Origin of the sequence: Bacteroides sp. FSHCM14E1, assembly GCF_019633785.1 — a bacterium.
Lineage (GTDB): Bacteria > Bacteroidota > Bacteroidia > Bacteroidales > Bacteroidaceae > Bacteroides > Bacteroides hominis.
Genome location: NZ_JADKYL010000007.1, coordinates 62,131 through 75,450, shown reverse-complemented (window position 1 = coordinate 75,450; position 13,320 = coordinate 62,131). Strand labels below are relative to the sequence as shown.

Genomic DNA, 13,320 nt, shown 5'->3' with positions numbered 1-13,320 from the left:
ATGTGTAATATTCAGATTATCATGTGGTATTTAGAGTCAATCCACGACCCAACAATCAATATTCCTTGTCTTCGAGCTAAAGTTCACTCCTGCCTTTAGCAGTTGACGGGGATCATTGGCAAACGGAGCGGCATATTCCCTTTCTTCTATCTGTTTCAAAGCCTCTTCCGCACTCCCGTCAAATTTGAACTCCATCACATAAATGTATCGTTCTGTCTTCAAAACCATATCGATGCGCCCGTTAGAAGTATGATACTCCGCCTGGACATAAAAACCAAGTAACTTATAAACAATAAAAAGAACATTCTGATAATGCAACTCCAAGTCACGTACCAGTTCATAAGGAGTATCGGCGAAGAAACTTTGCAGACGGCGAAAGAAAGCATCACAATCTCCCTGTTCCACTTCAGAAACGAACCGGGTTATATGAAACCCTGTTTGTCCTTTATCAATATTTGCATAAAAAGGAAGTAAATACCTGATAAATCCTTCCTCTACTTCCCGATTGGGAAATCCCAGATGGTAGATATCAAAACGTTCATCATACCCTTTTATCGTCAGATAGCCACTCTGATAAATCACCGGCAGAGGATTCTTCGAAGTAGAATCTATGCAATTCAGCATATCTGATGTCGCCTCATCGTGCGCCAGCTGTTGCAAGTCATATTTATCACGCAGTAAAAGTTTTACCAAATAAGACGGAGTACCTGTTTCGAACCAGTAACTGCCAAACTTCATCTTATAAAAAGTATTCAGTATACTGAACGGATTATATAAACCGATAGAATTTTCCGTGAAATGATAACCATCATACCGTTCCTTCAACTCCCGGCAAGCATCTTCGTACGACATCTTTTGATATTTCGCCAACTGGCGAATTTCCGGTTCCAGATAATGATGGATTTCCTTTTCTGTAATTCCACACAACTCCACATAAGGTTCGTCCATGGAGATATCGTTCAGATTATTCAGGTCACTAAACACACTTACCTTACCAAACTTGGTAACTCCCGTCAAAAGGGCAAAGCGGATATACCCGTCCATCGTTTTCAGCACAGAATAAAAACCTTTCAGTGTATCACGATACTTCTCTCCCAACTCCTCATTGCCGATAGCCTGCAACATCGGTTTATCATATTCATCAATCAAAATCACCACCCGCTGCCCCGACTGTTCACAGGCACGCTGCACAATACCCTTGAAACGCAGAGGAATAGAAGTTTCAGAAGGAGCAGTCCCGTACACCATTTCCCATTTAGCCAACGTATCGTTCAATATCCGATCCAGGCTTTCGGGCGTATCATACTTTTCCGTGTTCAGATCCAGATGTAAAATCGGATATTTTATCCAGTCTTTCTCCAACTCCCCCATAGCCAAACCACAAAACAAGTCCTTTTTCCCTTGAAAATAAGCTTCAAGAGTAGATATCAGCAGACTCTTGCCAAAGCGACGGGGACGGCTCAGGAAATAATATGAACCCGTTTTTACCAATCTACAGACTAATGCAGTCTTATCTATATAAAGATAGCCTTCCCTACGTATTTTCTCAAAGTTCTGTATCCCAATCGGGTAAAGTTTAGCCATAACGCATTTCTATTAATCGTTTCACTCACAAATATACAAGATTATTCTTAATTATCGGTTTTGCTAACCATAATAATAAATGCCGGTACCCATTCTTCCGAACAGATACCGGCATTTATTTTTTCAACCGAAACGATCGGTCAGTTATCAGAGCAGTCCCTGCCCTCCTATCACTCCGGCAATGGCGCTTGCCACAGCTATGATCACCTTTAAAAGGATATTCCAGCTATTCTTCTTCATCTGTTTATCTGATTAAACTTACTATGCGGTCGGATCATCCACAATGTCTCCATCACCATTTCCAGAGCCATTACCGCCCGAAGTGCCGATACTGCCTATCTTCTGAAACTCAACACCCTGAAGCAAAGCACGGGTAGTGCCAATAGCGGCAGGCCGGGTATATTCCGGTGTGAAGTGACAGAGAAGAGCTCCCACCTGGTTCGGATTGACATCCTCCTCTTTGTCTACTCCCCTTCCACGGCTACGCGCCTTCATCGTAAAAGTACCCAACCCTTCCAGGCGTACCGTCTTACTGTTCAATAACTCGCTGCGCATTGCCGTCATTAAGTTCCGGACCACATTATGTACATCACCCGGGGTCAATGACGACTTCTCCGCAATCATCTCTGCCAGTTGCTGGGTGGACACCGTTTTACCTATCTTCACCAGATTCAAATGCCACTTCTTGTCACCGGTCTTAGTTGCCATGGTCGATTGCACTGCTTTATAAAATAAAGTCATATTCCTAATCTCCTTTTCTTCATGTTATTACTACTGATTTTATTCACATTTCGTTGATCAACATTGCAAAGGTGAACATTTACAAGAAGATGACAAAGGGAAACAGGGTATCCGGAACCGATCACTCAGAAAAAGTTATAAGTATCACATTCTCAGCAAATAAAAAAGAGAGTATCCTTTTTCGGACACCCTCTTCCCTACGCATCTGCTTCACATACTTTGCTATTGTTTGATTTCCCATATTATACCCGTTTGGGTACAAATACAATAAAAGGCTCCCACTTTTATACCCGATATGGCATAAAAGTGGGAGCAAAACAGAAATCTATACCTGTTGAGGTATATTTTCACTCATTCTATCTGATTACATCTATGACTTTCCTGATATTTTCATTAGAAGCTACTTCCTCCTATCTATTACATTTCTTATCTATTCCTTTATAAACTTCCGATAAGCCCCTTCCAGTTTTTTATCGTACTGATCCTGGGCATATCCGGGTCCATTGTACCTCCTGGTAAACCCAGCCCAGTCTTTCTGCTCCAGACAGGACTGTAGCCTAGCCAATTTCACAAACCCCGCAAAAGCTTCCAGTTGCTTATCTTCTCCGACACACATATCTTTCACCATTTCCTCCACACTGCCATACCCGCACATCGCATAGTTAAAGCCCATCACCTGAAACATTCCCCATGAAGTGGAAGCGTCAGCAGCTTCTTTATGTATTTCCCGGGCATTTTCCAGACGTTCATACTCTTTCATCCCGCCATAATAATGCCCCTTCTCCCATGTAGGATAAAGAATATTTTCATTGCCCGCAACATACTTCTCCGGATCAAGCCCCCGCTTCTTGAGTTCATGCCAAAAGATGTGCCCTTCGAATAAGATCACTGGTCGCCCCGGAGCCACAAAGCCCCCATACCCACCGGCCTCAACTGCCTGTACGGCTTTTACCACTGCCACCTCAACGCCAAACAAATCCGCCACACGCTGAAAATCATTTTCTGTTAAGTTTCCCATGATTAATTAGATTTATGCAAATAAAAAAATCTCTTCATAAACAGGAGGTACAACAGGCTCAACACCAATATGCTCCCTAATAAATACCCATATCTATACTCCCGCAATGCCAAATACCCTGCCACAACTGCGGCCTGCACCACCATATAGATCAGTGACACTACCGCGTGTGGTATCTTCAGTTCATTAGCCATTATCTGATACAAATGTTTCCGGTGAGGCATACTAATATTTTCATGTAGCAACAACCGATGTACGATCGTCAACACACTATCCACTCCGTACACAACAAGCAATACAAGCCAGCTGAAATCTTTAGTTTGAAGAATCAAACTCCCAATCAGGAACAGGACTACAAAAGCTATACTGACCGAACCCACATCACCGGCAAAGCATCTCGCTCTCTTACGGAAATTAAAGAAGTCAAACACCAACACAGAACAAATCATCGTATAAATAAAATCCTGTTCTGTGAAGGAGATCACTTCTGCATTCACATATGCCAAAGAAACCAAGATAACCAGCGAATACCCGCCCGTAATCCCATTGATGCCATCCATGAAGTTGTATGCATTGATAATCCCCGTGCAGATAATCAGCGCCACCACAATCGTCCACCAAGGTAGCGAGAATAGCCCCCACTGATAAAACATCAATGCCATAGCCGTGAAGTGAAACACCAACCGCAACCGTTGCGACGTCGACCGGATATCATCTACAAAGCTGATCACCGTTATCAGTGTCAGTGCTATCATAAACCAGGGATATGCCCATTCGCTTGTCAGGAAGAAGGCCAATGCTCCGAAGTAGAAAATAATCCCCCCACCCCGCAAGGTGATTCGTGTATGGCTACTACGTTGATTAGGCTTGTCAATGATGTTACATTTATCAGCCACTCTAAAATAAAAAAGTTCTGCAACGAATAGCAGAACTAAGATTATCAGATAGTACATAAATTATCTATTTCTATAAATCCAGTAAAACCATAATTGAATAACTGCAAAAGCTCCAATAATAATTCCTGCCGTAGCACCAATTATCGCAAAAACAGTCATTTATTTTATTCTAAAGTTCTCCAATACACTCATTGGTTTCCAGCCTAATTCCTTTATCGCTTTTTCATTGCTGAAAGTCAATGACTCAGTGATCTTCCGTAATTTGAGAGTATTTATCGGAGCTTTTTCGCCTAAAGCATCCCCTACTTTAGCCAAGCATTTGGCGAACCAATAAGGGACAGACAACGGTAAGCGCTTATTCAACTGTTTACAAATTAACCGTTCCAACTCTCTAAAATTAGGCTGATAAGTATCACAAACATTATAAATACCTCCTTTCTCGATCAGTAAAGGAACTAAGTTTGCAATATCCTGCACCATCAATACACTCTTACGGGCTCTTCCTACCCCAATACTCAAGTATCTACCAGTTTTTAGCCCTTTAATCATTGCTCCCAAATTTCCTGGAGGATTGGGTCCTGCTATTAACGAAGGACGAATTATACTTAACACCACGTTGTGCGAAGCACACCACTCTTCCAAATATTTTTCAGCCTCTATTTTACTTAAAGCATACGGAGTAGTACCATTTAAAGGATGTTCTTCGGTGATATTATCACCAAAGTCACAACCATATACAGCAACAGTACTTATAAAGATAAAAGCCTTGGGAATACCACTATTCTCTAATGCAGCACATAAATTCTTCGTTCCCTGCAAGTTTACATCAAAGAACAGTTTTTTCTCTTCTGCAGTTTTAGGAATAGAATGTGCTTTTCCGGCAGCATGCAATACTACATCAAATTGCTCATTCAGCACTGGAACATCTTGTGCGATATTTACTCTACAATTATCCTGAGAAGTTAAGCCAACAGTAATAATACAATATTTTTGCTCTAACAAACGGAAGATGTTATTGCCTAGAAATCCAGAAGCGCCTGTAAATAGTAATTTCATAAATAATCAACAAAACAACTGATAGTATTTATCTAAAATAAACTCTTTGGCAAACAGTGTATCAGCCATACATCTGGCATTGTTCTTTATAGAAGACAATGCATCTCTATGTTCATAAATTGATTCTAAAGCTTCCTTAAGAACTTTGGGATTACCAGGCTCAACAACCCAACCTAATTGGTATTCTCCCACACATAATGCAATTTCAGAGTTTGAATCTCCAATCATTAGAATAGGCTTTCCTGCTGCCATTATATTATATGATTTAGAAGGTACACCCAGCCCGTACATTCCATCAGCAAGAGTTACAATACCAATATCACATGCATTTAAGAAATCATTCTGCAATGAACGATCCATAAATCCAATCAATGAAATATTTGGTCTGTTTTTTGCAAAATCAGCAATTGTATTATACTTAGCCCCTCCTCCGATAAAAAGAAAATGTATATTAGGATTATCAAGCAAGGCTATAGCCTCCAACAAATTTTCAATTCCTTGAGCATGACCTAAATTCCCGGCAAACTCAAAAACAAATTTACCCTCCAGGTTCAACTGCTTAACCAAATTCGTTTCTTGTTTATCCAAAGAGTGCACTATTTGATTTTCAGCCCAGATGGGAATCAAAGTAACCCGTTCGGTAGTTCCTATTTTTGTAGCCAAAATATCACTCATGTCACGCCCTATAGAAATACACAAACGAGCTTTTGCATAAGCTTTATCAAAAATGATTTTCAGACACTTATATAAAATTGAATTTGCTGATATCTTATTTATTGCAACCAAATTCTCAGGAAAGATATCGTGAACAATAATAGAGTAGTTTATCTTTTTTCTCCATTTTACATAAGGCATCATCAAAATAAGAAAAGCCGGATTAGTAACAACTAATAAGTCATCTCCTGGCCGTACCAAAGATAGTAACCGAAAAAAGAGTTTATAGCTAGACAAAAATAAGCGCAAAACTCTTTTTATAAAATTATTCTTATCAATATCACCAACAAATACCCTATGGATAGAAACGCCATTACAAATTTCATTTTCAGGTAGCTTCGAAGTAACCTCTCCTACATTATAGGTAGATCCTGTGCATATTACATGCACATCTAGTCCCTTCAAGGCCAAGTGCTCTGCAATCTCCGTCATATAATAACCTGTTGAAGTTTTAACAGGATAATATATCTCAGATATCAACCAAACACGCTTAGCTTTTATGGTATTATTCATGTAAACTTAGATTCAGTAATTATTTGCTCAAAAGACTTTAACTACTTTCTCCAAACCATCTTATTAATTACCCCCGTATAGCTTTGGATAATCTTCACTACCTTAGTCGATACATTTTCATCCACATAGTTGGGAACATCCAATCCAAAGTCTCCGTTCTGTTGCATCAACACTGCTGTATCTACAGCCTGCAAAACCTGATCTGTAGTAATTCCCGCCAGAATAAAAACACCTTTATCCAATGCCTCCGGTCGTTCGGTCGAAGTACGAATACATACAGCTGGGAAGGGCATTCCTTTTGAGCTAAAATAGGCACTCTCTTCCGGAAGTGTACCACTATCGGACACTACACAAAAAGCATTCAGCTGCAAGTGATTATAATCATGGAATCCAATAGGTTGATTTTGTATCACCCGACTATCAAACTTAAAACCTCTCGTTTCAATGCATTTCTTGGAGCGGGGATGGCATGAGTAAAGGATAGGCATATCATACTTCTCTGCCATTGCATTCACTGCATTCATCAGATGAAAGAAGTTAGCTTCGGTATCTATATTCTCTTCTCTGTGAGCCGACAATAAAATGTATTTTCCTTTCTCCAATCCTAGCTGATCGAGCACCATGCTTGCCTTGATACTTTCCAGATTAGCAGAGAGGACCTCAGCCATAGGCGAACCTGTGACGTAAGTACGCTCCTTAGCAGTGCCTTCCGAGTTCAGATACCGACGTGCATGCTCACTGTAACACATATTTAAGTCCGAGATATGGTCTACAATCCTTCTGTTGGTTTCTTCTGGCAGATTCTCGTCAAAGCAACGATTGCCTGCTTCCATATGAAAAGTAGGAATATGCAAACGTTTTGCAGAGATAACCGACAGACAAGAGTTCGTATCACCCAACACCATCACAGCATCCGGCTTCACTTCCACCATCAGCTGATACGATTTTGCCAATACATTACCCATCGTTTCACCTAAATCCTGACCTACCACGTTCAGATAATAATCTGGTTCACGCAAACCTAAGTCTTCAAAGAACACCTGGTTCAGCGTATAGTCGTAATTCTGACCGGTATGTACCAACACCTGATCAAAATAGGTATCACACTTCTTTATTACTTCGGACAAGCGGATAATTTCCGGTCTTGTACCTATGATTGTCATTAGCTTGAGTTTACTCATTATTCTATCGCAATTATACCGTTTCGAAAAATGTATCGGGATTCTGTGGATCAAAACATTCATTGCACCACATAAAAGTCACCATATCGGTGTCGCCCAAATTCTCAATATTGTGTGTATATCCGATTGGGATATCCACTACCTCGATTTTACTTCCCGATACCAGATACTCTATCACCTCAGCATCAGGTTCATCCATCTTACGAAAACGGATGACCCCTTGCCCACTCACTACCACAAACTTTTCATTCTTGGTGTGATGCCAATGATTTCCTTTGGTGATATGAGGTTTAGAGATATTTACCGAAACCTGCCCCCTATCAAGAGTACGAATGATTTCTGTAAAGCTCCCCCGCTCATCCACATTCATTTTTAATGGATAACTAAATTGATTGGTAGGCAGATAAGATAAATAAGTAGAATACAACTTTTTCTCAAACGCATTGCCCACATTGGGAACAGTTAGATTCACCCTGCTCGATTGGAAAGTATAAAGTAAATCAACAATTTCTCCCAACGTAATAGTGTGTACTGTAGGTACCGCACAATATTCCCCTACCCGATTCTCATCACCTGTCAATGCAGCAATCAATTCGTTTACCACATCGTCAATGTATACCAGGTTCATCACGACCGAACGGTCATTCACCTGTATATCCAGTCCGTGAGTTATATTGTGGCAAAATGTAGCGACTGCACTATTATAGTTGGGGCGACACCATTTCCCAAAGACATTGGGAAAACGATATATCAATACTTTCGCTCCCGTTTCCCGGGAATACTCAAGCAACAATTGTTCACCCGCCCGTTTAGAGGCTCCATAAGGATTATCCAAAGCGGCTTGTGTAGAAGAGGATATCATGATAGGGCAAGTATTTCCATGTCTCTTCAATGAAGCAAGAAGCACAGAAGCAAAACCAAAGTTCCCTTTCATAAATTCGGACTGATCCAGTGGACGGTTTACACCGGCCAGATTAAGAATGAAATCAGCCTGTCGGCAATAGTCATCCAATTCAGAAGGGTCACTATCTACATCATATTCAAAAATGACCAACTCGTTTCCGGACAAAGCATAATTTTTTACTTTACCACTTTGAATATTGCGCAGTTGGGATACAAGATTCCGCCCGACAAAACCTTTCGCACCGGTTACTAAAACTTTCATAAATAAAGAGGAATTAATTTATTTGATCTTGATTGCTATCAATTCTATTTTTCTTCAAGAGCCAGATCTTTACGAATGAAATCAAGTTTCAAGAGAAGTTCTTTCATTCCTTCAACATCAAGACGACGGGTATTATGAGAATGGTAATCTTCTATTTTGGAGACCTCCTCACTTCCTTCCACAAAAAACTTATCATAATTTAAATCACGCGTATCACATGGGATACGATAATAATCACCCATATCCTCTGCTTTAGACATCTCTTCACGGGTAACAAGAGTTTCATAGAGTTTCTCACCGTGGCGGGTACCAATCACTTTGACATCCGCATTACTATGGTAAAGAGACTTTAATGCATCGGCTAATACATCCAGAGTAGCAGCAGGTGCCTTCTGAACAAACAAATCACCATTTTTTCCATGCTGAAAGGCATAAATCACCAAGTCGACAGCATCATCCAAAGTCATCATGAAGCGGGTCATGTTGGGATCTGTTATTGTTATTGGATTACATTTCTTAATTTGCTCTAGCCACAAGGGTATCACAGAACCACGGCTGGCCATAACATTGCCATAACGGGTACAGCAAATCGTTGTTCCTCCACAATTACCCAACTGACGACCTTTGGCGATAGCAACTTTCTCCATCATGGCTTTGCTGATACCCATCGCATTTATAGGATAGGCAGCTTTATCGGTAGAAAGTACCACCACATTTTTAACACCGTGAGCTATGGCGGAATCCAACACATTTTCTGTACCGAGAACATTTGTCCTAACCGCTTGTGTGGGAAAAAACTCACAGGAAGGGACTTGCTTCAGCGCAGCGGCATGGAAGATATAATCCACTCCATTCATAACTCCATCCACAGAGCGCTTGTCACGGACATCGCCAATGTAGAATTTTACTTTTGGGTTCTGAAGATAGTGACGCATATCATCTTGTTTCTTTTCATCACGAGAGAATATACGAATCTCCCTGATATCAGAATCAAGAAAACGACGTAAAACCGCATTGCCGAAAGAGCCTGTTCCACCGGTAATCAAAAGAGATTTATCTTTAAAAAGTGACATAATACTTTAATTATTTAATTTATAATTCCTATTGTTGTCTGTAATAATAGCCTTAAAATCTTCTTTTCTTCTCTGGATATCATAATAACTTAAGACCTCATCATTTGGAATCAATGAAGTAAAAGAAGCCAATTTTTTAGTTAAAATCGAAAACTCTTTATCAAAATCATTGTCTATATCAAAAAGAAGTTGATCTGTGTAGATAGGATTAGCCAAGCCCCCCCTACCCGAATGAATCAGAATATTGTTGGCACACAAAGCCTCTAAAGCTGCTAAGCCAAAACCTTCATACAATGAGAGCTGAAAATAATATTTAGAACGTTTTAAGAAAGCAATTTTTTCTTCTTCTGAGACTTCACCCACTAATTCAACAAATTTTTCTAAATCATATTCATTAATCAATGATTGAACCAAGGCAGTTCCCTCACCTTTCTTACCCATAATAATAAATCGGTAATCAGAAAATGAAGTTATCTTCTTCAATTCAGCAAAGATTCGCAATGCCTTATCCACCCCTTTTCGTCGCACATTCCCTTCCTCACCCATCCAGACAACCGTAGTAAATAGCTTCTCTTTCGGAACATCAGACATAAACTGTGCAGTATCAACCACATGTTCACTATAACTCAATCTTCTTCTAAAATGAAATACTTTTGCTATATTCTTTAAATCAGATTGAGATACAATAATACAAGAACTTGAGACCCAATAACAGAGCTTAAAAAATAGCACTTGAATCTTATAATTTCGGGTAGAGGCATAATTTTCATCTAAATTATCAATACCTCCAGTAAAATAGGTTCTTTTACCTAAACATTTAGCAAAAAATGAAGCAAAAAATGAATATCGATAAAAATAAGAGAACAAAATATCATATTCCCAAAACTTAAGACTGTCAACTATCCTATTGGATAAACAGACATCATAACCTAGATTCCTCAGCAGAGCAATATCTATCTGATAGAACTTTTGTGTATTCAACAATTCGAGTGATCTAACACTCGAATAAAACAAGATTTTTTTTTTCTTCATGTCTTATTCACCAGGAATTCCAACAATCGCCTTGCCTGATTTTCTGAATTTTTATTATCCAATATAAATTGTCTTGCATGCTTACCAAAGTCATCCAATTCATCCTGTCCCTTATTCCCCCACTCTTTTAACAATGTAGTAAGTGTTTCTCGTGAATGGTCCGGTATAAGAATCAAATGATTTAAGTAGTTAGCAGGAAGTCCTGGTAATTTATACATTATGGTAGGTGTTCCCGAAGCCATATACTCCATTGTCTTAGAAGGAAAAGAATACTTAGTGTATTCTGCATCTCCTTTACGAGGATTAATCAACAACGTGGCTTGTTGCTGCATCTCAAATACACGCTTTTGATCTACAAGTCCCCAATATGTTATACGACAATCGTTCTTGGCTGCAGTCTCAACAAAAGCTCGATCTGTCCCAAAACCACATATCCACAAAGAAAACTCTCTATCATCAATCTTGATAAATGATTCAATCAGATCACGTATGCCAAATCGAGCATCTAACTTACCAGTATAGAGTATCGTTTTCCTCCTCTTTTTTTGTAGAGCAACTTCTACAGGACTATAAATACCCTCTAAAAGATACCAAGGACGAATACCAACTCTCAATTTATCCTTCATAAACTCTGTCAGTAAAATAAAGGAATCAATTTCCTGAACTAAAGAATAAATCTTATTAGTGTTTCTTGCTTCTAACACTCTATGGAGAATGGATGAATTATCTCCAAAATACTCAGGCAAATCCAAGACAATACAACACACTTTCACATTGGAATAATGTTTTTTCAAATCAATAGCTGCCTTAAGGTATGGATACATGAGAGAGTACACAATTATAGTTACTTCCTCATCCCTATGTAAATTAAGCCATCGTTTAGCTTCATTTATCACAGATTGATAGATACTATACTTCTTCAAGTAAGTAATATTAAGAAATGAGCCATTAACTCCCTTCATAAAAGCAAATTGGAAGTTCGTTCTTGAAAAGAATGGATTATTACAGCGTAATGGGAAGCTTCCGATATCGGGAATATTTATGATATAATCTAATTTTTTTTCTAAATTTTCAAAACCAGACAGAAGAGCTTTCTGAAAAGTCGTAGCACTAACTGTTATATGTCCTTTGGTACGTTTTCTAATTAAGAAATCTGTTGAAGGCTCACAAAAAGCACCAATATAAAGTAACTTCATATATAATTAATTCCATATTATATTTTTATAAGGTACGTATGGACAGTCTTGAGAAGCCAACGAAGCACTTATAAAAAGAAAATATAATGAATACAGTACTAAAGCTAACCTAGAATTCCAATATGGAGAAAAACATTTGGCCAATAAAGGGATTACTAATATCATAGAGAAATAAGGAAAATAAGTAGCACGTTGAATCGTAATATTTGCGGATGATAAATTGTATAATATTTGACCAACAAAAAAAAGGTTGAAGAGTAGAATTTGACCGTTCGATTTGAAAAATTTTCTTTTGGTATAAACGACTAAGCATAAAATAAAGGTAATCTTATATACAACACCAAAATTTGCTGCTACATCATCATTAATAAGAGAGGAGTCTAAATAGTAGCCATAGTAAGTCATACGTATCAAAAATTCATATTTTGATATAAAATCTCCAATAAAACCACCTGTATATAAAAGAGCTACAGACATTATATAAACAATAAGCATAACAGTACTTACTCTTATTTTTGAGGCTATCCAAACTATAAGTAGTCCAAAAAATGCAGAATAATGTACCAAACATGCTAATAATAGAAACCAATATCCTTTTTTATTATTTAATATAAGAGATATTCCATACAAAAATATTGCGCAAGCCAAAATTTGGCGAATCAAATTAAACGATTGAAAAAATAATAGAGATTGAAGTATCATCATTACAATAATAAATCGAATACTCTTATCTGATAATAATATCACTTTATACAAAAAATAATAAGTAAGAAAAGCATAGATATAGAAAAATACATAAACAGATAAATCACAAGATCTAATTATATAGAATATAAATAATGTAAATGGTTCCTGAGGAGTGGCCCATGGGGATTTTATCTGAGCAATATAATTAGCATGGTCATTTCCTATACCATCTTGAGACCCCACAAACAAAGTCATCATAATTACCCATAAGAATGCAGTTATCTTATTTACTTTCTCGCTTTTAACATATATATGCGAAATAAATATGACTGTAGAGACAAATATTAAAAATATATAAACAATCACAATTACACAGCTATCATTTGAAGAAAACAATATCACCCGGTGCTAGACACCAAGCACACACTCTGAAACATAAAATTATTCGCAAAGCCAGTTCTTTA

Annotated in this window: 13 protein-coding genes; all 13 read right to left on the bottom strand. The window is 38.3% G+C overall.

Going from position 1 to position 13,320, the window contains the following annotated elements:
* Positions 1-36: 36 nt before the first annotated feature.
* Positions 37-1,584: an ATP-binding protein gene (locus ISX59_RS12480; protein WP_005810300.1), complete on the bottom strand. Its 1,548-nt coding sequence runs from the start codon at positions 1,582-1,584 to the stop codon at positions 37-39.
* A gap of 147 nt (positions 1,585-1,731) precedes the next feature.
* A complete protein-coding gene (locus ISX59_RS12475) occupies positions 1,732-1,824 on the bottom strand; it encodes a smalltalk protein (RefSeq protein WP_005784981.1) in 93 nt (30 codons plus the stop codon).
* Positions 1,825-1,845: 21 nt separating this feature from the next.
* Complete coding sequence (locus ISX59_RS12470; RefSeq protein WP_032537189.1) at positions 1,846-2,325, bottom strand: HU family DNA-binding protein; 480 nt, start codon at positions 2,323-2,325, stop codon at positions 1,846-1,848.
* Positions 2,326-2,755: 430 nt separating this feature from the next.
* Positions 2,756-3,343, bottom strand: coding sequence for an N-acetylmuramidase family protein (locus tag ISX59_RS12465; RefSeq protein WP_220575947.1), 588 nt, complete (start codon positions 3,341-3,343; stop codon positions 2,756-2,758).
* A 2-nt stretch (positions 3,344-3,345) separates the two neighbouring features.
* Positions 3,346-4,296, bottom strand: coding sequence for a glycosyltransferase family 4 protein (locus tag ISX59_RS12460; RefSeq protein WP_032537192.1), 951 nt, complete (start codon positions 4,294-4,296; stop codon positions 3,346-3,348).
* A 102-nt stretch (positions 4,297-4,398) separates the two neighbouring features.
* Positions 4,399-5,295 carry an NAD(P)-dependent oxidoreductase gene (locus ISX59_RS12455; RefSeq protein WP_032537193.1) on the bottom strand — a complete coding sequence of 299 codons (897 nt, stop codon included), beginning with the start codon at positions 5,293-5,295 and terminating at the stop codon, positions 4,399-4,401.
* A 6-nt stretch (positions 5,296-5,301) separates the two neighbouring features.
* Positions 5,302-6,522 carry a glycosyltransferase family 4 protein gene (locus ISX59_RS12450; protein WP_032537194.1) on the bottom strand — a complete coding sequence of 407 codons (1,221 nt, stop codon included), beginning with the start codon at positions 6,520-6,522 and terminating at the stop codon, positions 5,302-5,304.
* Positions 6,523-6,563: 41 nt separating this feature from the next.
* A complete protein-coding gene (wecB, locus tag ISX59_RS12445) occupies positions 6,564-7,703 on the bottom strand; it encodes a non-hydrolyzing UDP-N-acetylglucosamine 2-epimerase (protein ID WP_032537195.1) in 1,140 nt (379 codons plus the stop codon).
* Positions 7,704-7,716: 13 nt separating this feature from the next.
* Positions 7,717-8,868, bottom strand: a complete 1,152-nt coding sequence (locus tag ISX59_RS12440; protein WP_032537196.1) for a capsular polysaccharide biosynthesis protein CapF — start codon at positions 8,866-8,868, stop codon at positions 7,717-7,719.
* Positions 8,869-8,912: 44 nt separating this feature from the next.
* On the bottom strand, positions 8,913-9,941 hold the full coding sequence (locus ISX59_RS12435) for a polysaccharide biosynthesis protein (RefSeq protein ID WP_032537197.1): 1,029 nt from the start codon (positions 9,939-9,941) through the stop codon (positions 8,913-8,915).
* A gap of 6 nt (positions 9,942-9,947) precedes the next feature.
* Positions 9,948-10,973, bottom strand: a complete 1,026-nt coding sequence (locus ISX59_RS12430) for a glycosyltransferase family 4 protein (RefSeq protein ID WP_032537198.1) — start codon at positions 10,971-10,973, stop codon at positions 9,948-9,950.
* Positions 10,970-12,169, bottom strand: coding sequence for a glycosyltransferase (locus ISX59_RS12425; RefSeq protein WP_032537200.1), 1,200 nt, complete (start codon positions 12,167-12,169; stop codon positions 10,970-10,972). The genes ISX59_RS12430 and ISX59_RS12425 overlap by 4 nt, the downstream gene beginning before the upstream one ends.
* Before the next feature lie 6 nt (positions 12,170-12,175).
* Positions 12,176-13,222 (bottom strand): EpsG family protein, encoded by a 1,047-nt coding sequence (locus ISX59_RS12420; protein WP_033572562.1) that lies wholly within the window; start codon positions 13,220-13,222, stop codon positions 12,176-12,178.
* Between the last annotated feature and the right edge of the window lie 98 nt (positions 13,223-13,320).

Coding starts and splice junctions, on each gene's coding strand:
- ISX59_RS12480 (WP_005810300.1), bottom strand. CDS start 1,584: ATGGCTAAACTTTACCCGATTGGGATACAGAACTTTGAGAAAATACGT.
- ISX59_RS12475 (WP_005784981.1), bottom strand. CDS start 1,824: ATGAAGAAGAATAGCTGGAATATCCTTTTAAAGGTGATCATAGCTGTG.
- ISX59_RS12470 (WP_032537189.1), bottom strand. CDS start 2,325: ATGACTTTATTTTATAAAGCAGTGCAATCGACCATGGCAACTAAGACC.
- ISX59_RS12465 (WP_220575947.1), bottom strand. CDS start 3,343: ATGGGAAACTTAACAGAAAATGATTTTCAGCGTGTGGCGGATTTGTTT.
- ISX59_RS12460 (WP_032537192.1), bottom strand. CDS start 4,296: ATGTACTATCTGATAATCTTAGTTCTGCTATTCGTTGCAGAACTTTTT.
- ISX59_RS12455 (WP_032537193.1), bottom strand. CDS start 5,295: ATGAAATTACTATTTACAGGCGCTTCTGGATTTCTAGGCAATAACATC.
- ISX59_RS12450 (WP_032537194.1), bottom strand. CDS start 6,522: ATGAATAATACCATAAAAGCTAAGCGTGTTTGGTTGATATCTGAGATA.
- wecB (WP_032537195.1), bottom strand. CDS start 7,703: ATGAGTAAACTCAAGCTAATGACAATCATAGGTACAAGACCGGAAATT.
- ISX59_RS12440 (WP_032537196.1), bottom strand. CDS start 8,868: ATGAAAGTTTTAGTAACCGGTGCGAAAGGTTTTGTCGGGCGGAATCTT.
- ISX59_RS12435 (WP_032537197.1), bottom strand. CDS start 9,941: ATGTCACTTTTTAAAGATAAATCTCTTTTGATTACCGGTGGAACAGGC.
- ISX59_RS12430 (WP_032537198.1), bottom strand. CDS start 10,973: ATGAAGAAAAAAAAAATCTTGTTTTATTCGAGTGTTAGATCACTCGAA.
- ISX59_RS12425 (WP_032537200.1), bottom strand. CDS start 12,169: ATGAAGTTACTTTATATTGGTGCTTTTTGTGAGCCTTCAACAGATTTC.